This is a genomic window from Tritonibacter sp. SIMBA_163 (assembly GCF_046535935.1).
Classification (GTDB): Bacteria; Pseudomonadota; Alphaproteobacteria; order Rhodobacterales; family Rhodobacteraceae; genus Epibacterium; species Epibacterium scottomollicae.
This window is the reverse complement of record NZ_JAWJBP010000030.1, coordinates 1-20,681: the sequence shown is the minus strand read 5'-3', so window position 1 is coordinate 20,681 and position 20,681 is coordinate 1. Positions and strand designations below refer to the sequence as shown.

Annotated in this window: 21 protein-coding genes and 2 pseudogenes; 14 read left to right on the top strand and 9 right to left on the bottom strand. The window is 60.6% G+C overall.

Annotation, left to right across the window (positions count from 1 at the left end):
• The 8 genes and pseudogenes from R0J92_RS20415 to R0J92_RS20380 form a co-directional block, all read left to right on the top strand.
• Positions 1-447: pseudogene (locus tag R0J92_RS20415) on the top strand (hypothetical protein); the annotation flags it as partial.
• 13 nt (positions 448-460) lie between these two features.
• Positions 461-1,462 carry a hypothetical protein gene (locus R0J92_RS20410; RefSeq protein ID WP_411052968.1) on the top strand — a complete coding sequence of 334 codons (1,002 nt, stop codon included), beginning with the start codon at positions 461-463 and terminating at the stop codon, positions 1,460-1,462.
• 14 nt (positions 1,463-1,476) lie between these two features.
• Positions 1,477-1,812: a hypothetical protein gene (locus R0J92_RS20405; protein WP_411052967.1), complete on the top strand. Its 336-nt coding sequence runs from the start codon at positions 1,477-1,479 to the stop codon at positions 1,810-1,812.
• The gene (locus tag R0J92_RS20400) at positions 1,809-2,216 is read left to right on the top strand and encodes a DUF4376 domain-containing protein (protein WP_411052966.1); all 408 of its coding nucleotides are present in this window, start codon (positions 1,809-1,811) and stop codon (positions 2,214-2,216) included. Before R0J92_RS20405 ends, R0J92_RS20400 begins: the two co-directional genes overlap by 4 nt.
• 9 nt (positions 2,217-2,225) lie before the next feature.
• Positions 2,226-2,552, top strand: coding sequence for a hypothetical protein (locus R0J92_RS20395; RefSeq protein WP_106163722.1), 327 nt, complete (start codon positions 2,226-2,228; stop codon positions 2,550-2,552).
• A gap of 62 nt (positions 2,553-2,614) precedes the next feature.
• A complete protein-coding gene (locus tag R0J92_RS20390; protein WP_411052965.1) occupies positions 2,615-3,337 on the top strand; it encodes a lysozyme in 723 nt (240 codons plus the stop codon).
• Entirely contained in the window at positions 3,334-3,618 is a 285-nt protein-coding gene (locus tag R0J92_RS20385) for a hypothetical protein (RefSeq protein ID WP_411052964.1), read from the top strand. The genes R0J92_RS20390 and R0J92_RS20385 overlap by 4 nt, the downstream gene beginning before the upstream one ends.
• Positions 3,619-4,040: 422 nt before the next feature.
• Positions 4,041-4,718 carry a hypothetical protein gene (locus R0J92_RS20380; RefSeq protein ID WP_411052963.1) on the top strand — a complete coding sequence of 226 codons (678 nt, stop codon included), beginning with the start codon at positions 4,041-4,043 and terminating at the stop codon, positions 4,716-4,718.
• Between the two features lie 361 nt (positions 4,719-5,079).
• On the opposite strand, the pseudogene R0J92_RS20375 reads toward R0J92_RS20380, so the two are convergent.
• From R0J92_RS20375 to R0J92_RS20355, 5 genes and pseudogenes are all read right to left on the bottom strand, one after another.
• Positions 5,080-5,622: pseudogene (locus tag R0J92_RS20375) on the bottom strand (transposase); the annotation flags it as partial.
• A 101-nt stretch (positions 5,623-5,723) separates the two neighbouring features.
• Positions 5,724-6,674, bottom strand: coding sequence for a GlxA family transcriptional regulator (locus R0J92_RS20370; RefSeq protein WP_411052962.1), 951 nt, complete (start codon positions 6,672-6,674; stop codon positions 5,724-5,726).
• Positions 6,675-6,742: 68 nt separating this feature from the next.
• Positions 6,743-7,732, bottom strand: a complete 990-nt coding sequence (gene proX, locus R0J92_RS20365) for a glycine betaine/L-proline ABC transporter substrate-binding protein ProX (RefSeq protein ID WP_411052961.1) — start codon at positions 7,730-7,732, stop codon at positions 6,743-6,745.
• Positions 7,733-7,755: 23 nt separating this feature from the next.
• Positions 7,756-8,730 (bottom strand): ABC transporter permease, encoded by a 975-nt coding sequence (locus R0J92_RS20360; protein WP_411052960.1) that lies wholly within the window; start codon positions 8,728-8,730, stop codon positions 7,756-7,758.
• A gap of 15 nt (positions 8,731-8,745) precedes the next feature.
• Entirely contained in the window at positions 8,746-9,843 is a 1,098-nt protein-coding gene (locus R0J92_RS20355) for a quaternary amine ABC transporter ATP-binding protein (protein WP_411052959.1), read from the bottom strand.
• 157 nt (positions 9,844-10,000) lie between these two features.
• Between R0J92_RS20355 and R0J92_RS20350 the strand changes: the two genes are divergently transcribed.
• Genes R0J92_RS20350 through R0J92_RS20335 form a run of 4 tightly spaced genes read left to right on the top strand, consistent with a single transcriptional unit; the run spans position 10,001 to position 14,479 of the window.
• Positions 10,001-10,711, top strand: coding sequence for a GntR family transcriptional regulator (locus R0J92_RS20350; RefSeq protein ID WP_243394932.1), 711 nt, complete (start codon positions 10,001-10,003; stop codon positions 10,709-10,711).
• A gap of 9 nt (positions 10,712-10,720) precedes the next feature.
• The gene (locus R0J92_RS20345) at positions 10,721-11,638 is read left to right on the top strand and encodes a dihydrodipicolinate synthase family protein (RefSeq protein ID WP_411052958.1); all 918 of its coding nucleotides are present in this window, start codon (positions 10,721-10,723) and stop codon (positions 11,636-11,638) included.
• Positions 11,639-11,642: 4 nt separating this feature from the next.
• Complete coding sequence (locus tag R0J92_RS20340) at positions 11,643-13,142, top strand: aldehyde dehydrogenase (protein ID WP_411052957.1); 1,500 nt, start codon at positions 11,643-11,645, stop codon at positions 13,140-13,142.
• The gene (locus R0J92_RS20335; RefSeq protein WP_411052956.1) at positions 13,139-14,479 is read left to right on the top strand and encodes an NAD(P)/FAD-dependent oxidoreductase; all 1,341 of its coding nucleotides are present in this window, start codon (positions 13,139-13,141) and stop codon (positions 14,477-14,479) included. The genes R0J92_RS20340 and R0J92_RS20335 overlap by 4 nt, the downstream gene beginning before the upstream one ends.
• 120 nt (positions 14,480-14,599) lie before the next feature.
• Here R0J92_RS20335 and R0J92_RS20330 read toward each other — a convergent pair whose 3' ends face one another.
• Together R0J92_RS20330 and R0J92_RS20325 are read right to left on the bottom strand one after the other, a co-directional pair.
• Positions 14,600-16,156: a trimethylamine methyltransferase family protein gene (locus R0J92_RS20330; RefSeq protein ID WP_411052955.1), complete on the bottom strand. Its 1,557-nt coding sequence runs from the start codon at positions 16,154-16,156 to the stop codon at positions 14,600-14,602.
• A gap of 176 nt (positions 16,157-16,332) precedes the next feature.
• The gene (locus R0J92_RS20325) at positions 16,333-16,467 is read right to left on the bottom strand and encodes a hypothetical protein (protein WP_411052954.1); all 135 of its coding nucleotides are present in this window, start codon (positions 16,465-16,467) and stop codon (positions 16,333-16,335) included.
• 530 nt (positions 16,468-16,997) lie between these two features.
• Here R0J92_RS20325 and R0J92_RS20320 point away from each other — a divergent pair.
• Positions 16,998-17,762, top strand: a complete 765-nt coding sequence (locus tag R0J92_RS20320) for a substrate-binding periplasmic protein (protein ID WP_411052953.1) — start codon at positions 16,998-17,000, stop codon at positions 17,760-17,762.
• Between the two features lie 30 nt (positions 17,763-17,792).
• Positions 17,793-18,032: a hypothetical protein gene (locus tag R0J92_RS20315; protein WP_411052952.1), complete on the top strand. Its 240-nt coding sequence runs from the start codon at positions 17,793-17,795 to the stop codon at positions 18,030-18,032.
• A gap of 7 nt (positions 18,033-18,039) precedes the next feature.
• Here the strand turns inward: R0J92_RS20315 and R0J92_RS20310 are convergent, their stop codons facing one another.
• On the bottom strand, positions 18,040-19,545 hold the full coding sequence (locus R0J92_RS20310) for a heme biosynthesis protein HemY (RefSeq protein WP_411052951.1): 1,506 nt from the start codon (positions 19,543-19,545) through the stop codon (positions 18,040-18,042).
• A 10-nt stretch (positions 19,546-19,555) separates the two neighbouring features.
• Positions 19,556-20,681, bottom strand: a 1,126-nt coding sequence (locus R0J92_RS20305) for a hypothetical protein (protein ID WP_411052950.1), incomplete at its 5' end; no start/stop codon positions are given.

Sequence of the window (20,681 nt, the reverse complement as noted above, 5' to 3'; positions counted from 1 at the left end):
GTGGTCTATGCCCGCCAGAAGGTGGTGAACGGCTTTCCGGGCTATCTCGGGCACCGGATCGACATCACCATCGATGCGCCCGGTGGTGTGGCGGAGGTGGGCCATATCGTGCTGGGACGCAACAACCTGCTGGGCCGGGTGCTGAACCTGCCCAGCGTGCGCTTCGTCAGTCACAGCCGCAAGGGCTATGACGACTTCGGCAATGAGATCCTGGTGAAGCGCGGCTCCACCCGCAAGGTCGACCTGTCGCTTCTGGTGCCCACCCATCAGGCGCAGCGGGTGATGGATATCGTGGCCGAAGTGGATGGGCTTGCGACCGCGTTTTATCTCTCGGGTGACGGGCCGGGCTACGGCATCGAGGGGCTGGGGTTTGTGGATGACCACAGCCAGCCCATCGATGTGGCCGGCGAGTCCGTCTTCCCCCTGATCATCAAAACTCTCAAATAGGAGACACTCCCTCATGAGCATTCCCGGCTTCTCGCCGTTCCCCCCAATCCCCAAACGCAGTACGCCGGAGGCGGATTTTGACGCCAAGATGTATGCGCTGTTCCAGCACTTCGCGGTCACCCATCGCAATGAGCTGCTGGCCTTTATCGAGTTCCTGGAGAGCAACGTCACCGCCATCGAGGGCGCGATCAATGGCGTCTCCGTGGGGCTGACCCATCCGGAAGCGGCGAAGTTCACCACGCTGGCCGCAGATAGCATTGGCGGCGCGGCGGTGCAGGCCAGCGACGGCGACGTCGCAGGGGATGCCAAGCTGGTGCGAATGGATGGCGCTCTTGCCGCTGCGCTCAGCCGGGGCGGCCAGTACCAAGGGGCAAGCGCCGCGTATAATATCGACGATGCCGCACCGGGGGATGCCGGGCTTGTCTCCGTATCCAACCCCGGCACATGGCCGTCTGGAAACAGCGGCACATTCGCGTGGCTGACCACTCAGCGCATTTATTCGGGTGAGACGGTTTTGCAGAGGGCAACCTTTGGCTACCAATCGACAGGGACCCCGGCCACGCCCGTGACCTTCGAGCGGATCCGGTCATCGGATGGCTCCGCCTGGTCGCCCTGGTCCAAGGTCTACTCACAGGCCAGCATTCTCGGCACGGTATCCGAAAGCGGCGGCACGCCCACCGGCGCGGTGATCGAGCGCGGCAGCAATGCCAACGGCGAATATGTGCGCTTTGCCGATGGCACGCAGATTTGTGTCTCGCCCGACTGGTCGGAAGATGTGACGACGGCAGCAGGGGCGCTTTATCGCAATGCGAGCCCGATAACCTGGACATTCCCGGCCTCGTTCTACTCGTCAAACGGCTTGACCGGCCATGTCGGCGTCACCGGCAATTCCGAAACACATTGGGGAGTGATGCGCACGCTTTCAGGCGGCACGGATGCGCAAATCACCATGTTCGGCCACTCACCGTTCACCAATCGCACCGTCCGCGCCATGGCAATTGGCCGCTGGTTCTAAAGGAGCATCACAGCATGCAAATCTCATTCACTCCAACGCGCTGCGATACGGCGCTGGTCGCAACCCGCCAGGGCGATGTGCTGACCCTCAACGGCGAGGCCTTCGACTTCACCGCGTTGTCCGAGGGCGACGTGCTGCCCCGCGATGCGGTGGCCTGCGACTGGCTGGCCTCGGACGTCACCCGCGAAGGCGGCACGCTCCGCCTGACCCTGATCCTGCCGCATGGTGCGGACGCGCCAGAGGAAACCCGCTTTCCGCAGCCTGTGACCCTGACCGGCGACGGGCCGGTGCCCCTGCCACCCTATGAGGTGGAGCAGGCCCCAACGGATGAACCGGAGGGCGAGGCATGAGCAATATCGACTTTTCCAAAGTGGTCAACGCTACCGCGCGCATCGAACAGGACCGGGCCAAGGCGCTGGCAAAGCTCGCCGACACTCGCTGGCAGTGTTCCGTGGCAGGTGTGGTCCTGCCGGGTGGCTTGCAAGTGCCGGGCGATGAGGCGACGCGGCTGTCGCTCTCCGGTGCGGTCAGTGCCTTGCAGCAGGGCATGATCAGCGCGCCATTGGCGTGGAAAACACCCACCGGCTTTGTCGAGCTGACCAAGCCGCAGGTCGAAGTGGCGGCGCAAGCCGTGGTGCAGCACATTCAGGCCTGCTTTGCCGCCGAGGCCACAGTGGCCGCGCAGATCGAGGCGGCGGGTGATCCGGCGGGCTTTGACGTGGTTGCGGCGTTCGGCGCGGCGCTGGCAAACTGAGGACAGGACATGACCATGATCGAAAACAGCGACCGCGGCATCACCTTGAACAAGTCGCTTGCCTGGACCGTCGCCTGCGGGCTGGTGGGCGCAGGGCTCTGGGTCGGTTTGCAGGTCGCGACACTGCGCGGAGAAACCGAGAGCCTTGCCCAAACCATCAACGGGCTGCGGGTCGACCTGACGGCCTCAGAGGCGCGGCAGACTGCGTTGACCGGGCGTGTGCGCGCCAATGAAACAAGCCTCGCCCGTCAGGATGAGCGCCTGTCTCTGATCCTCTCCACTCTAAACAAGATCGACAACCGGCTGGAGCGCATGGAGCGCCTGCCGATCCGCTAAACCTTGCAACATTCTGAAACACCCCAAGCCCGCCTGCGGGCTCTATTGCCATGGAGATCCCCATGAAACTCACCCCCAATTGGAAAACCACCCTCACCAGCGCCTGGTCGGTGCGGCTGTTGATACTCGCCGCTGTCATCTCGGTGCTGCCGGTGTTCATCGCCCTGGTCAGCCCAGATCTGCTGGGGCTGGATCCGCTGATCTTTGCCGCCATCGCTGCCGGCGTGAATCTGATCGCCATCCCGGCGCGGGTTCTGGTGCAGCCCACCTCTAGCCTCTGGGCCCGATTCCGGCGCGATGAAAGCGGGGCCGTACGCAAGAAGACTGTCGGCGTGCTTGCTGCCGGCGGTGTCGCGCTCGCCTCGGCCGTCACCTTCATCGGAGATTGGGAAGGCCTCAGGACGGAAGCCTACCGCGATATCGTCGGCGTCTGGACCGTCTGTTACGGCGAGACCAAGGACGTGCGCTCCGGTGACAGTTACAGCAAAGCTGAATGTGACGCGATGCTTGCCCGCGAGATCGTCGCCTATGAGACGGCGCTGGATCGATGCCTCACTGCTGATGTGCCCATGGGCATGAAGGTGGCTCTGGTCTCCTGGACCTACAATATCGGCCCCGCTGCCGCCTGTCGCTCCACATTGCTGCGCAAAGCCAATGCGGGTGATCTCACCGGGGCCTGCAATGAGCTGCCACGCTGGAACCGCGCGGGTGGGCGGGTGATCCGGGGGCTGACCAACCGGCGGATGTCAGAGCGCGCCATGTGCTTGAAGGCGCTGGAGGCGTGAGAGGGATCACCATAGTCACCGCCCTGGCGTTGATCGCGGTGGTCGCGGGCCTTGCCTATCAGCGCGGGGCCTCCGACTGTCGCGCCAGCTATCAAGCCCGCGCGCTCGCGCAGATCGAGCGCGCCAATCAACTGGATCGCGCCCGCATTGCCAGCGAACGCGCCCGCGCCACCCTTGCCAGAACCCTCGAGGAGAAAGCTCATGCGGATCCTGTTGCCGTGCCTCGCTGCCTTGGCCCTCAACGCCTGCGCCGCCTCAACCGCCTCCGTGAAAAGCACTGAGCCTTGCGCGGAGCCGGTGCTGCTGCCGGAGCGGTGGCTGTCGGACAGGGAGGTCGAGCTGATGTGGGCGCGGGATCGGCGCGCGCTTCTGGACTGTGGTGGGAAGGTCGAGGTGCTTAGCGGGCGAAAGCCCCATTGATTTACTGGGTTAGGCGCATATTCCGCTTGAGAAGACAAAACGTAGCGATGATCGCGGCGGGGTGCGCATTGGATTGTCGATGTTATTCTTGTGCACGATACCGAAATCTAAAAATGCCTAGCTCTAGAGTTTGGATTGAGCGATCATCGTATTGCGGTTGAGCGCCTGAATCGACATTGTTGAGGCACGGCCCTATCGCCTAAGCGGCAAACCGTATGTGTCTAACGTCCAGTTTCTTCGGTAGCAACTTTGCCTTGCCTTGGCGATGGGATTGGTAGCAGTCATGGGAAAGGCGGAGTTAGAGGGAATACTTTTGACATCAGAGAATAGTGATTTGGCAATTGACGATCTTGTGTCTCTAAGGCGGGAGATTGAGCAACTCAAGAATACCGAGAAGTCTCAAGGTGAAAAGGCGACTACAAAGGGTGCATCAGTCATGGGAGGTGATGGTTTCTCGGCTCTTTTTTCAGCGTTCATTTCCGCAGCCGTCGCTGGGGTTGTTTCATTGGTTGCCGTGTCTGTTACCTACTATGTGGAGGGGAGAAAGAGCGATGCAGAGTTTGCACGGATCGCGCTTTCCATCCTATCCGTAGAGGCTGAGCAGCAAAATGAAACAGCGCGAGCGGTGGCGGTGCGGATACTCGCGAAGACCTTGCCAGTACAGATTAGTGAAACCGAGCAGAAGAGGTGGTTGGCTCAAAAGCCTATCGTGATTGGTTTGTTGGACGATCATGCAGCCGCGAAATCATTGGTTGCCTCTATTTTTGGCCACGAGGGTGGTGAAGCAGGAAGCAGTATGACGCCCATTGCCCAAGATCCAATTAGAGAAATGTATGACCGTCTTTCGGTACCTGATGGGTCACAGATTGAGACGCAGTTGGAGGTTGAGCAAGCGATTGATCGAGCAATTGAAGATGCCATGGGGGGAAATGAGGTGCAGGATTCGAACACAAGGCGCTGATGTTTGCGTAACAGGGTCCTGCTAGGCTCAGTTGTCGGAGCGTGTACCACTGGACTACGCTTCAAGGATGTGGTCGGCGTACGCATATAATACGCGTATTGTTTATTGTCATTTGTTTTTAAATGATTTTAGTTGCCCTCTTGAGGCACCACCTACAACTTTTATTGTAGTCGGGATTTCGCAAGTACCTTCTGAATCCAGTATGGTAGCTGGGCTCCATGAGCGAACCTACACCGCCAGCCGACTCCGTTGTACAAATCTTCTGAAGATTAGGCTCCCCCTTTCCCGGACGGAATTATCCTACTGCCGCAGCATCGGGTATGCCGAGCGGGGTGTAACCGTTCATGACGGCGATGCGGATTTGGACCTCCAGTGTTTGCCCGTCAATGCCGAGATGGATCTGGCGCCAGACCCGCCGCTTGGAACCGCCAGCTTGCGCGTTTGTCGGGAAAACAGTCCCCCAGAGTGTATTCGGATCCTCCGCACTCCACTCGCCTTCGCCCTCAATCTTGATTGATCTCGGTGCTATCGCTCAGCAGGTGCAGCGGCCCCTTGGAGCCGCGATACGGTACATTCACAGCGAGGGTCTTCTGACGGCGGGACAGCGTGCTGAAGTCTGGAACCGGCCAGCTCGGACCGATCAGAGAAAGCAGGCTCTCGATGGAACCGGTCGCCTGCAGCATGTCCATGCCGAAAAGCACTTTCATCGTCAGGCAAGTCTAAATCGCGGTATCGCTGTAGCTCTGCCGTCGGCTGCGCCTGCATATCGCCGTGGCACCCCAGATCATCGCGGGCCGAACCAAATCGCCAGAGAGCCACGGCACTTGAGCGCTTCATTGTAGGCTGACTGGTTTCTGGTCTTGTAAGTTGGGGGGTAGGTTTGCGCTTGGAACCCATCTAACATACTGGTTTCAAAAAATTAATCTCTCACGAGATTTGTGCAACAGAGCCCCCGCAAACTCGTTTTACGAGTCGTCCTGAAAAATGTGGCAGGTCAGGACCATCTCAGTTCATTCGGTCGCGTTGCAGCATGGGAGTCACGCCAAAAGTTGCGCGATAGACGCGGGAGAAATGGCCGGGACTTTCAAAACCGCAAGCCATGGCGACCTCCGTGATTGATGCTTCGCTTTGTAATAGCAGATGACGTGCCCGTTCCAGACGCATCTCCATGAAGTATTTCTTGGGCGATGAGTTAAGGTATTTACCGAACAATCGCTCAAGCTGACGCGTGGAAATGCCCAAATCGCGAGCAATCACAGCAGGCGAAATTGGTGTTTCTAGATTGTCGTGCATGACTTGAATTGCTTTGGCGAGATGAGTGTTCCGCATACCGTTCCTGGACTGCAGTGACACGCGTTGCGCCGCCGTGGCATTGCGCACCGCATTATAGACCATCTGATCGGCCACTGCGACGGAGAGGTCATAACCATGGTCGCGTTCAATGAGATGAAGCATCAGGTCGGCAGTGGCGGTGCCGCCAGAGGCGGTCACATGTTTTTCGTCTGCAACAAAGACATTTCGGACCAAATTCACCTCCGGAAAGGTTTCCATGAAACTGTCGTGGAACTCCCAGTGGATCGCGGCCTGCATGCCTTCCAGAAACCCGGCACTTGCAAGGATATAGGCCCCGGAACACAACGCCCCTATGGGGGTGCCGACGGCGCGTTCACGCCGCAAGGCTGAAACAAGCCGAGTGGTGTCCTTTTCTTTCATATGGATGCCAGACAGAACAAACAGCCGATCGGACTCCGGAAGGGAAGAGAAATCGTGATGCACCATCGTCACGGAATCGTTTGATGCCCGCGCAGTCTCACCATTCTCGGAAGCGAAGGACCAGCGGTAGAGCGGTCTGCGGGCGATCAGGTTTGCAATACGCAAGGGGTCCACAGCGCAAGACAGCGCCATATGTGTGAAGTCCTCAACGAGGGCAAAGACGAAATGTTGGGTTTCTGCCATGGCAGGCTCCAAAGCGGCATGTGCCGCGCCACCCGAAAGGATCGCGCGGCGACACTGGGGCTGAAGTACTATTGCGCGGCGGCGCGGGCTGCGTCCAGCCAACCGTCATAGTCGGCCTGATGTGCTGCGATCCACTCGTCCACATGGCGGTCGATGTCGTCAGAGCTGTCCTCGCCATCTGCCATCAGCTTGTTCTGGGCGGAGATGTCATTCACGTCGAGCCGGGCCACCTCGAACAGTTTTGCCGCGGCCGGGTTCTCGGCGAGGAAATCATCGGTGGTCAGCACATACATGCTGTCGACCGCAAAGCCGAGGTTCTTGCCGTTGAAGGTGGTTTCAGTCTCGACCCCATCCGGCAGCGAGGTATGCGGCACGTCGAGCCACTCCACATCCTGCCCTGGCACCAGCGCGCCGGAGACCCAATAGGGCGTCCAAGTGTAATAGAGGATCGCATCGCCATTGCCCTTGCGCGCCATGGTGTCGGCGATGATCGCGTTATAGGCGCCCTGATTGTGAGAGACGGTGTCGCGCAGGCCATATTCCGTCAGCTGATGCTCGATGATGCGCTCGCAGCCCCAGCCGGGCACGCAGCCCGCGAGATCCGCCTTGCCGTCACCATCGGCATCGAACCGCGCCGCAACGTCCGGGTCCTGAAGATCGCCGAGGTTGGTGACGCCCGCATCATAGCTGGCCTTGTCCACCAGATAGCCCTGCAACATGCCCTCGACGAAGGGGCCGACCTTTTCCAGCACGTCGTCGCCGCCGGACTCGTTGAAGAACGCCTGATGGAGATTGCCCCAGTGGATCGGGTAGAAATCGCCATCGCCGGTGCCGACCGCGAGGTGAGCGGTCTGGATCTCGGTCTCCAGCGGCTCGGCCACCTCATAGCCGAGGTCCTCCAGCGCGCGGAACAGGATGCGGGACTGGAAGTATTCCTCGGCGATCAGGCCGACGACGGGGCGCACGGTGGTGCCGTCGCCGGGCATGTCCTGCGCCAGGGCGGCGGTGCCGAGGAATGTGCTGGCCGCAAGGGCCGCGGTGAGTGTGGATCTGAACATGGTTGTTATCTCCCTGTATGTGTTCAGGTTTCGGATTTCAGATCGCCGGTGGCGGTCTGATTGGGTTTGGACAGCAGACGCAGAACCGCGCCGATGGGGCCGCCCTGCCACCAGTGGCGGTGGCCGCGCTCGCGTCCCGACTGGCCCATGCCCTGGGTAATGCGGTCGAGCACGATGGCGAGGATCACAATGCCGAGCCCACCGACGATGGCCTTGCCCGCATCCAGTCGGCCCATGGCGCGCAGCACCTCGTTGCCGAGGCCCTTCACCGCGATCATCGAGGCAATCACCACCATCGACAGCGACAGCATGATGGTTTGGTTGACGCCCGCGAGGATCGTGGGGGTGGCAAGCGGCAATTCTACTTTGAACAGCACTTGCGCAGGGCTAGCGCCAAAGGCGCGGGCCGCCTCCACCACCGATGGGTTCACGCCGCGAATGCCAAGCGAGGTGAGGCGGATTAGCGGTGGCAGTGAGAAAATGATGGTGACGATGACACCAGACACATTGCCGATCCCGATCAGCATCACCACCGGCACCAGATACACAAAGGCGGGGATCGTTTGCATGGTGTCGAGTATGGGGCGCATCACCGCCTCGAAGCGGTCGTTCTTGCCTGAAAAGATGCCCAACGGCAGGCCGATCAGGAAACAAAGAATCACTGCCGAGACGACGATGGCAAGTGTCGTCATCGCCAGTTCCCAGGCGTTGGGGGCTAGGAACCCAAGAAATGTGAGGCTGGTCGCCACCAGAATGCCGACACGAGGCCCAGCCGCCTGCCAGGCGATCAGCGCCAGGAGTAACAGCATCACCAACGGAGGCACCGTGTTGAGCGCATTGTCGATGCCTACGATCATCTCGTTGAAAAAACGCTTGATCGGCTGGATCAGGTCGCGATTGGAAATCGCCCACTGCTTGATACCGTCAGTCTTGTCGGCGATGCCGAGGTCGACCGAGGAAAAGGGATCGAGGATGTTGAAAGCCGTCTCGTTTGCCATGGGTCTGCCCTTCCGTTACTGCGCCGCGCGGGCGATATCCTCGCCCGGGGTTTCGCCCTTGATGCCGCGCAGGAGCGCGTTTTTGGTGACAATCCCGAGGGGTTTGCCGTCGACCTTCACCACCACCGGATGCTGGGTCGCGATGGACAGGTTGACGAGATCGTCGAGCGGCTGGTCCGGGTGCGCCTCCGGCCAGTCAGAGAGATCAATCGGCCCGCGGCGTTGCTCAAAGGCGGCGACCGGTTCCATGATCTTGCCCGCGGAGATCAGTTCGAGCTTTGAGATGCCGGCAACAAAATCGGCCACATAGTCGTCGGCAGGATTGGTCACGATGTCCTCGGGCGTGCCGACCTGAACCAGCTGGCCGTCCTTCATGATGGCGATGCGGTCGCCGATGCGGATCGCCTCGTCGAGGTCATGAGTGATGAAGAGCGTGGTCTTTTTCATGTTTGCCGACAGAGACATGAACTTGTCCTGCAACTGGCGGCGGATCAGCGGATCAAGGGCGGAGAAGGGTTCGTCCATCAACAGGATCGAAGGATCGGCGGCGATGGCGCGCGCCAGGCCCACACGCTGCTGCATGCCGCCCGACAGCTCGTCGGGGTATTTCTGATCCCAGCCATTGAGATCCACGGCATCGATGGCGCGCAGGGCGGTTTCACGACGGGCGCGGGCGTCATGACTGCGCACCTCCTGGCTGAAAGAGACGTTTTCCAGCACCGTGCGATGCGGCATCAGCGCCATGTTCTGGAACACCATGCCGATTTTTTCGGCGCGCAGGCCCCGCAGATCGCGAGCCGAGAGGGCGTTGACGTCCTGTCCTTCGATGAACAATTGCCCCGATGTGGGCTCGATCAGCCGGTTGATATGGCGAATCAAGGTCGATTTTCCGGAGCCCGAAAGCCCCATAATGCAGAAGATCTCGCCCCGGGCGACGGTGAAGCTGGCATCCTGAACGCCCACCACGCAGCCAAAGGCGTCGCGCACTTCGAGTTTCCCAAGCCCCTGTTCGCGCACAGCTTTCATGGCCTCATCGGCCCGCTTTCCAAAGATCTTCCATAAATTGCGGCAGTCGATCACCGCGCTTTCCCCGCTTGGGTCCCTGTCTGTCATCACGTTTCTCCGTGTTCGCTATGTTGATAAACACAGCAGATTTTTTACTTGTACACAAATTGTATTTTGAATTAGGACAAAGCATAGGTTCTGATTGAACTCAGAGTCGCTTCGATGAATTCTGATGCGATACGAGACCTTCGGATGGAGAAGCCCGGTGAAAGACGCAGCCAAACAGCGCAAATCGACCCTCTATGACAGCTTGAAGCAGCAGGTCCTGACCTTGGAGTTGCGGCCCGGGGCGGATCTGGATGAGAGCGACCTGTCGGAACGTTTCGGCCTGTCGCGCACACCGCTGCGCGAGGTGCTGCGGCAATTGGCGGGCGAAGGCTACGTCGACCTGCGCGAGAACCGGGGGGCCCGGGTGACGGAGATGTCCTATACGACCTTGCGCGATTTCTTCCTGGCGGCACCGATGATCTATGGCGCTATCCTGCGGCTGGCGGCGCAGCATGCAAAACCGGCCCAGATCGCTGAGTTGAAGGCCACGCAAGAGGACTTCCGCGCCGCGCTGCGCAGCGGTTCAAGCGCCGAGCGGGCGCTGGCCAACAACCGCTTCCACGAGATCACCGGCGACATGGCGACGAATGTCTACCTGTTGCCGTCGTTCAAGCGGTTGCTGATCGACCACGCCCGCATCGGCATGACCTTCTATCGGCCGCAGACCAATGAAATGGCGGAAAACCTCACCGAGGCCGCCGACCAGCACGACGCCATCATCGCCGCCATCGAGGCCGGGGATGAAAGCGCCGCCGCCAAACTGGCCGAGGACCACTGGAACCTGTCGCGCGGCCAGATTGAATTGTTCGTCATGCCAACGGCGCTGGATGTGCCGATGGGGACGTTTAGCCGAAACACATCAGCCTAGAGGACTTCGATGACCCCCATCTTTCAGTTTCAAGGGATCTATACCCCTGTTGTCACGCCCTATACGGGTGCGGGCGACGTCATTTGGGACGCTTTGGCGGACCAGATCGAATTCCTCGTCGAACAGGGCGTGCATGGACTGATTTCTGGGGGGTCGACCGGCGAAAACTATGCCCAGACGGTCGAAGAACGACTGGAGCTGGCGCGATTCACCAAGGAACGCCTAAACGGGCGGCTGCCGCTGGTGGTGGGCACCGGCGCGATGATGACACCGGATTCCATTGCGCTGGCCACGGGGGCCAAGGAGATCGGCGCGGACTCGATCCTGCTGGCAAGCCCGCCCTATTCGGTGCCGACCGACCGCGAAAACGCATTGAATGCGCTGGCGATCGACAAGGCGGCGAACCTGCCGATCATGCTCTACAACTACCCCCACCGCACCGGCACCATGATGGGCGAAGAGTTCCTCGACCGCGTGGGCCGCAGCCGTAACTTCTGCAGCATCAAGGAAAGCTCTGGCGACATCAACCGGGTGCACCTCTTGGCGCGCGACTATCCGCATATTCAGCTGGGCTGCGGCATGGACGATCAGGCGCTGGAGTTCTTTGCCTGGGGCGCGCCGTTCTGGGTCTGCGGCGGGTCCAACTTCCTGCCGGCGGAACATGTGGCGCTCTATAATGCCTGCGTGATCGAAGGCAATTACACCAAAGGCCGGCGGATCATGTCGGCGATGATGCCCCTGATGCGGGTGCTGGAACAGGGTGGCAAGTTCATCCAAACGATCAAGCACGGGGTGACCCTCAACGGGATCGAGGCAGGCGCGATGCGGGCGCCGCTCACCGGGCTCAACAAGGACGACAAGCGTGCGCTGGAACAGGTTGTGCGCGTGCTGAAAACCACAATTGCCGACATCGTGGCCGAGGGTTAAAAACATGGATCTGCTGACACAAGACGAATACCGCGCCATCGCCGCGACCCTGAACCTGCCGACCGGCGCTTTCATCGACGGCACTTCACGTCCGGCGGCCTCGGGCAAGACCTTCACCACCACGAACCCGGCCACCGGCAAGACCCTTACCGAGGTTGCCGCCTGCGCGGCGGAGGACGTGAACTTTGCCGTCGAGAAGGCGCGCGAGGCATTTGAGGATGGGCGCTGGTCGCGTCTGCATCCGTCCGAGCGCAAGGACGTTCTGATCCGGTTCTGCAAGCTTCTGACCCGGAATGCCCGCGAGCTGGCGGTGATGGAGAGCCTTGATAGCGGCAAGACCATCTTTGACTGCGAAACGGTGGATGTGCCGGAAACCATCCATTGTCTCAAATGGCACGCCGAGGCGATCGACAAGATCTACGATCAGGTCGCGCCTGCCTCCGACGATCATATCGCCATGGTGGTGCGCGAACCTATTGGCGTGGTCGGCTTGGTGCTGCCCTGGAACTTCCCCCTCCTGATGCTGGCGTGGAAGATTGGCCCGGCGCTGGCGGCGGGATGCTCGCTGGTGGTGAAACCGGCCAAGGAAACCACGCTGACGGCCCTGCGCGTCGCAGAACTGGCGCATGAGGCCGGCGTGCCGCGCGGTGTCTTCAACGTGGTGCCCGGTGGCGGCGCGGATGTGGGCGAGGTGATCGGTCGCCATATGGACATCGACATGGTGTCCTTCACCGGCTCCACCGTGACCGGCAAGCGGTTCCTCAGCTATTCCGCCGAGAGCAACGCCAAGGAGGTGGTGCTGGAGATGGGCGGCAAGAACCCCGCCATTGTCATGGACGACGCCGAGAACCTCGACCGGGTGGCGCAGCATCTGGTGCAGGGCGCGTTCTGGAACATGGGCGAGAATTGCTCGGCCTCGTCGCGGCTGATCGTGCATAAATCGATCAAGGCGGACCTGCTGGACCGCATCGCGCATCATGCCAAGGCCTGGAGTGTCGGCGATCCGCTGGACCCCGAAACCCGCATGGGCGCGCTGGTGTCCAAGGCGCATTTCGACAAGGTGTGCAGCTATCTGGAACAGGCCGATGACGTGGTGATCGGTGGCAAATCCCATGATGGCGCGTTTGTCGAGGCAACCGTGGTCAATGTCTCCGGCAATGACGCGGTGCTGGCGCAGGAAGAGATCTTTGGCCCGGTGCTGAGCGTGATCGAGGTTGCGGGCTTTGACGAGGCCATCCGCATCGCCAATGACACCGAATACGGGCTCTGCGCGTCGATCTTCACCGCCAATGCCAAACGCGCCATTCGCGGCGCCCGTGCGCTGCGGGCCGGGACGGTGACGGTGAACAGTTTTGGCGAGGGGGACATTTCCACGCCCTTTGGTGGCTACAAGCAGTCGGGGTTTGGCGGGCGGGATAATTCCGTGCATGCGCATGACCAATATACCCAGCTGAAAACCATCTGGATCGACCTTGCCGACGACGCGGATGAGGCGGTGTCTTGACGGCCTATGCGGCCAAACGACTGCCGGTCCATGAGGGGCCGGCAGCCTGGAACAGCATCCTCGGCCCGCAAGCGGCCCCTCAGCCGCTGAACGAGGATAGCACGGCAGATTTTGTCGTTGTGGGTGCAGGATTTGCAGGGCTTTCCGCCGCGCGCAGGCTGACACAGCTGCACCCCGCCGCCCGTGTGGTGGTGGTGGAGGCAGGGCGGCTGGCCGAAGGGTCTGCCGGGCGCAACTCTGGCTTTATGATCGACCTGCCGCATGATCTGGCATCGGATGACTACGCAGGCACTGGCGATGATCGCAGGATGATCGACCTCAACCGGCAGGCCATCGCCTTTGCCCGGGGCGCGGTGGATGAATATCGGATCAACCCAGACTATTTTGACCGCGCGGGCAAGGTGAATGGCGCGGCCAGCACGGAGGCTGCGCGTCACAACGAGAGCTATGCGGCACATCTTGCTTCGCTCGGCGAGGCCAGCGAGATGCTAGATGCGCAGGCGATGCAGGAATTGACCGGCTCTGCGCACTACATCAACGGGCTTTATACGGCGGGCACGGTGATGTTGCAGCCCGCCGGCTATATTCGCGGCTTGGCGGCAGGCTTACAGCGTGCAGGTGTGCGGGTTTGCGAAAACTCACCCGTAACCGGATTTGTCCGCAACGGGTCCGACTGGGTGGTCAAGACCAGGGTCGCGCAGGTGACCACACCGCGTGTGATTCTGACGGTGAATGGCCATCTGGAGAGTTTTGGCTTTGAGAAGGGACGGCTGATGCAGCTTTTCCTCTATGCGGTGATGACGCCGGAGCTGGACGCCGATGCGCTTGCGCGGCTGGGGGGAGCGTCACGCTGGGGCATCACGCCTTCGGACCCGATGGGAACCACCATGCGCCGGATCGACAGTGGGCAGGGCGGCAACCGCATCGTGACCCGCACTTGCGCCACCCTGTTGCCCAATACACGTCCCTCTGCGCGAGAGTTGACCCGTGCCGCGCGGGTGATGCAGCGCAAATTTGATCAGCGTTTTCCACAGCTTGCGGGCATGAAAATGCAGCATGCCTGGGCAGGGCACCTCTGCCTCAGTCTCAACGGTGTGAGCGTGACACGGCAGCTGGAGGAGGGCGTGTTTTCTGGCTGTGTGCAGAATGGGCTTGGCACGGCGCGCGGCACCCTCACCGGTATTGCAGCGGCGGAACTCGCGGCGGGCGAGAGCAGCGAAATCTCACTCCATTTCAGCGCCGAGGCCCGCCCGAAACTGCTGCCACCGCAGCCATTCCAGCAGATCGGCGCAAATGCGGTGCTGCGCTGGAAGGAATGGCGCGCCCGCGCGGAATGACCCCCTCGTCTTGTTACCTCGCTTCGAGCGGTCGCAGTGCGGCCGCTCTTTTTTGCTGAAAGACGCAAAAAAGCCCGCCCCTCGTATGAAAGGGCGGGCAAGGTACTCCGGAGAGAGGAGTTAGTACGTCTGGTTCAATTCGTCGGCCGCCGGGATCTCCCGCTCGCGACGCGCGATATAAGCGAGGAGCTCCTCGTTCTTGGCCTCATCGAGTTTGGGTTCCTGATATTCCGACAGCAGTTTCTTGGCGCGGGTGAGCGCCCGTTCGGTGATCTCAACACCGCCCTCTGCCTGCCATTGCTCGATCGAGTTGTTGTCGAACATCTCCGGCATGAAGAAGGCGCTTTGGAAATTCTCCTGCGTGTGCGGATGGCCGAGGTAGTGACCGCCGGGGCCGATATCCGGCACCGCTGCCACCGCCTGATCGAAGTCATCCCAGCGCGGCCCCGACGCCATGCGGTGCCCCATGGCGCATTGCTCCGCATCGACGATGAATTTCGCCACCGAGCAATGCATCCCCGCCTCGTTCCAGCCCGCAGAGTGCCAGATGTAGTTGGCGCCCGCATGCAGCACCGCCGAGAGGGTCGTGGCGCTCTCATAACCGGCCTGCGCGTCAAACGTCTTAGCGCCGCCGAGGGTGTTCGAGGTCCGCCACGGAACACCGTAGTAGCGTGCCATCTGGCCGATCATGAAGTTCATCAGCGAGATTTCCGGCGTGCCCGCCATCGGCGCGCCGGACTTCATGCTGACGGTCGACAGATAGTGACCATAGATCGCGGGCGCGCCTTTGCGGATCACCTGCGTATAGGCCAGTGCCGAAAGCGCTTCGGCGTTGAGCTGCGCCACCGCCGCCGGGACCGAGGCGGGCGTATTGGCGCCGCCCAGCACGAAGGGCGAGCACAGCACCGGCTGCTTGCGCTTGCAGAAGGCCCGCATGGCGCCCAACATGGTTTCATCCCACACCAATGGTGAGTTGCCGTTGCAGTTTCCGGTGGTGACCGGGTGTTCCTCCAGGAAGTCCTCGCCAAAAAGGATCGCGCACATCTCCATCACGTCTTCGGCGTTCTTCGGGCTGGTGGTCATGCCCATGAACATCTTGTCGGAGTGCTTCATCGACGAATAGGTGATCTGGAGGTGCCGCTGACTGATCGGGTGATCATAGGGCTCCACGATGTGGTGCGCCGAGGAATGCAACCCGGGCAGCATATGGCTGAGCTTGTGGAACATCGCCAGATCGTCGAGCGTCGGGTTGCGGCGCACATCTTCGAGGTCGCGCAAGAAGGGCGCGCCAGTCATGGGAACAAAGACCGAATGCTTGCCGCCAAGACGCAGGTTATTGGCCGGGTTGCGGGCGTGGTAGGTGAACTCTGACGGGATTGAGGCGATCAACTCGCGCACGAGACCCCGATCAAGGTAAACCATCTCGCCTTCGACCTTGGCACCGACCCGTTTCCAATCGGCCAACGCGATGTCGTCGCGAAACTGCACGCCAACGTTTTCGAGGATATCCATCGACGCCGCGTCGATCTTTTCGACCTGCGCCCCATCCATCACCTCGCACCATGGAATGGCGCGGGTCAGCCCCGGCAGCATGGTGAAATCGCTTGCGGTGCGCAGGCTGCGGCGGGCGGAACGGCCACCAGAGCGGCTACGGGAGCGGGGCAGGGTTTCGGTCATGTTGGCGTCTCCTTTGACGTCAGTCTTTCAACCCCATTCCCGATGCGCCTGTAGAATTCCGATATATGTTTGCAGTAAACGACCTCTGCCGATCGGCACCCATGCTTGCCCCCCTATCGGTGTTCAAAAATGCCCCCTTGGTGCGCTCCTGTAGGTCGATCACTGCGATTGCACGGTTAGAGATGTTTTTCGCCTTTCTGGGTCTCGAATGTCTCGACCTCAAGCTGGCCTGCGCCCACATGGCTTTCGCCATTGGCGCGATCAAGCCTGACGTCGCAGTGCCACTGGCAGGTTGGCTGCGAGAACGTCATGGCAAGGGGACGGTGCTGACCTTCGTCTGTGGCTGGCCTTCTTGTTGGCAGAGACGGGTCTGTTGAGCGGGCGCGGCCACCACGCACTGAATCTATGCCGAACATTTTCGCGAGCGGTTTCCCGATGTGGCGCTGGACACAGATCGGGTGCTCATCGACGGAGGCAACATCATCTCGGCAGGCGAGTTGACGTCCTGAAGCGACCTCGGTCTCAAGCTGGTCGGCCGGTTTCTGGTGCCAGTCGTCATGGCGCAGACCGCCCGGTTGATGCTTGTCGACCCGCCGGGGCGTGAGCACCGGAAGCGATACAAAGGCTGAACTGGTTCACGTCCCAGAGGCAGCCCTAACACGCAACGATCCCCCCCGTGCATTGGTGTCTGACAAACGAGTTGACCCGCCCTCCCCTGAGCGCAGTCTCTAGATATACCCTTCAAGCACTGAAAATCAGCCTTTACCCGCCGTTAGGGCGACTGAGGTAGAAAGGCGTTAACTAAATCGGGATGCCGATTGGCAAACAATAGGAGTTCAAGATGAAAACCGGCCTGAAGCTTGTAACATTTCTATGCGGCCTTTCAATGGCTGCAGCGGCGGTCGCGGAGTCTGTTTCAATTCGTGCTGATACTTGGTGCCCTTACAATTGTGAGCCTGGATCTGACAAACCGGGTTATATGATCGAACTTCTGGAAGCCGCGCTCGAGCCCCACGGCCACAGTATTGACTATCAGAACATGAACTGGGTTCGCAGCATTGCAATGGCGAAGACTGGACAGATCACCGGTGTCGTCGGCGCATCGGAAGAAGAGGTGCCGGGCTTCCGCCTTAGTCCAGAGCTTGGCGTTTGGGATTTGGCTATTGCAGTACGCAAAGGTGAAGCTGTGGATATGACGTCGGACACCCCTTTTCGCGGACGTACCATTGGCGCCATCCGTGGGTATGAGTATGGCGGCATTATCACGGCCTATATCGAGGAACACACCGCGGACAATACCATAGTTCAACTGGTTGGCGGTGAAACGCCCTTGGAAAGCAATCTGCGAAAGCTGGCTTCAGGTCGTGTAGATATGGTCCCTGATGACGCAGCGGTATTGCGATACACGATCGCGAGCCTTGGCCTTCAGGACGAATTCGAGCTGATCTCAGTAGATGAGCCGTCTTCACTCTATGCGGCGTTCTCTCCCGAGTTAGAGATTTCTGTTTCTTTGGCAGCCCAATTAGAGACCGCAGTTTCCGAAATGCGGGCAGATGGGCGCCTTGCCTCAATCCTTGCCAAATACGGCTTGGAAGATTGGAAGTAAGACAAAACGAGGCAGTATTGGACTGAAAGGTTGGATTGGTTTGTCTCTGGTTGGCAAACCTTTGGTCACCTAACAGCCTTTACTGTCTTGACCATCGGCATTTGGCGCAGCTTTGCCCTGCCGGACTGTGCAAGAGCCTTGAAACTCCAACTTTGCAAAGCTCTTTGCGTCTGGCTGGCATTAGACAACACGTATTTGGTGCCAGCCAGCTCAGACGCTTTGCCGAATGTATTGATCGGCCGCGCGCAGTGGTCGTCGCGCGTGGCCTGAAAACGCTTTACTTGGGCAACGTATCAGGGTTGTCCGGATCATCCTTGGTCGGGTTTTCAGACCCCACGTCAGCTGTCCCGTTCGTAACGTCCAAAAGGTCCGGATCGACGATGGCCAGCGCACCGGTGGTGTGATCCTGTCGCGCTGACAGGAGTGGCAGCATGGCAGCGCCGGTCGCGGAGCTGTATTCATGCGCATCGGGTCGTGTCCAGGTCAGCGTATCAAAGCTGGCACAGTTTTCGCAGGTAGGCGCCCATTCAGCGTGGATATGATTACAGCTCTCACAGACCCACTGCGGGCCGCGTGGCGCTGACAGCGCTTTGGTAAGCCACCCTTGCACCATCACATCCGGGCCACCTTCCCCTTTCTCGATCGCCGCCATCAACGTCAGAGCACGGGCATCCGCGGCGCGATCCACCAGATCGCCCAATGCCCGACGCGCCTCGGGAAAGTCCTCGGCCACAATCAACAGTTCCGCCTTCACCAGACGGGTTTCGTCGTGGTCGGGCTTCAGGCGCAGAAGCTGTTCGAAGCGTTTCACGCGCTCCTGTGCCGTCTCATCAGGCGCAATTTCGGCAAAGGCATGGGCAAGATCCGGATGGGGCTGTGCTTCCCAGGCCTTCTTGAGAATACGCACTGCATAGCGCGGCTTGCCCTTTGCGATGTAGCTACGTGCGGCCAATGCGGCGGCGGGCACGAGATCTGGCGACAGGCGGTTGGCCTCGATCGCCTGCTCCTGCTGCTCCGGCGTCGCCTCTTCAGCCAACAATGCCTTGGACGACGACAACGCCAACACTGCATCGCGGCGCTTGAACACTTCGCGCGGCAGAGTTCCGGTCTTGAGCTTGGTGGCGAGGGTTTGACGTGCACCCGCCCAATCCTCCGCCTGAGCTTGCAGTTTCAACAGCGTGTCTTGCACTTCTTCATGCTTCGGCCGCAAGGCGAGCGCCTTTTCTGCCAATTGCCGGGCCGTCTCTGTATCGCCCTCGGACAGTTTCTGTTTCATGATCCCACGCACCCCCACAAAGCGGGTGGATTGATCGGACAACAAGCGCTTGTAGGCCTCAGACGCCTTGCGCGTATCTCCGGCCAATTCCGCGGCCTGCGCGACCACAAGGTTGGTCAATGCGGGATCCTGCAGATAACGTTCGGCCCGCTCAGCCTTGGACAATGCAGCGCGCCCTTCGCCAACGGCCAGCGCCATCAAGCTGTCAGCCAGCGCTTGATACCCGCGCCGTTCGCGTCCCTTGTCGAAGAATCGTGACAGCGAGGTTTCATCACCGTTCAGAAACCGCAGCGTGGCCAGCAAGAGAGACAGCAGCTTGAAGAACAGCCACGTCAGAACCATCAGCATCAACAGCGCAATGACGGATTGCAGCGCGCCGAGCGTGTACTCAGTCCCGGCAAGGGTGATCTGTACGCCACCGGCAGTTTCCAAAAGAACGCCCGCGCCGAAGGCCAGCAGCGCAACGATCGCGACGAATACGAGAATCTTCAACAATGACCAGAGCATGGCGACGTCCTTAGTTGGCGTTCAGGCTTTGCGAGAGCGTGTCGGTGGCAGCTTCTGCTTCCAGACGCGTGCGGGCTGCGCTTTGCCAATCGGCAAGCTCCGCCTGTGCACTTTCAGGAAGGGCTGAAATCTCGTCCAGTGCTGCGGCGATATCACCGCTATCGGCTGCAGCTCCAGCACGGGACAGGATGGCATCTGGATCATCCCCTTCACGCGGCGCAACCGAGCGCGCACCAAGGTGGCGATTGACGTAGGCCATAATCCCGCCAGACCCTCTGGTTTCCTCACGCGCTGCGGCCAGGGCCGCTCGCGCCGCGGGTGCGAACCCGTCTTGCAGCCCGGACAATGTCGCAACACCGGTATCAGCCGCGCTCTTGATCTCGTCCGGCACTGTGATCTGCAGACGTGTCAACTCCTCGACGAGATCACTATAGCTCACTCCTGAATCCAACGCAGAGCGCAGGCGCGACACCACGGATTGTGCCGCGGCGATACGTGCGGCTTCTGCGCTGACGCGCTCCATCTCCTGGGCCTCGGCGACCATGCGTTCAACGTCCGCTTGCTGCTCTGTCAAACTGTCGCGCACCCGCTGAAGCTCCGCCTCAAACGCAGCAACGGCGTCGGACGAGGCGCCTTCTGTGATCGGGCGCGCCTCCAGAGCGTCCACACGCTGCACGAGGGACCGAAGTGTTTGTTCCAGTTCCGCGCCGACGGGGTCACTCTCCTGATCAGTGGCGGCGCTCTCCATCTCGGTTTCAACCGCCGCAATCCGGTCTTGGAGCGGTTTCAGATCAGGTACGTTGATCTCGGCGACAGTACTGCGCAGGCGTGCCAATTCAGAGTCCAGCTCAGCCTGAGCCGATTTGAGCGGTTCAACATCAACCGATGCATCCCGCATGGACGGCGGCAAGAAGTCGTCCAGCACGTCCCCCTTGCCGGCAATAAAACCAACGACTGCCGCGGCAACGCCGCCCAAGAGGGCCGCACCAAAGCCACCGCGTTTTTCCACGATACGCTCTTGTGCCGGCGTCGCAGACGCAACCTCATTCTCTGCAGAGGCGGTCTCGGTCTCGGTCTCGGTCTCGGTCTCGGTCTCGGTCTCGGTCTCGGTCTCGGTCTCGGTCTCGGTCTCGGTC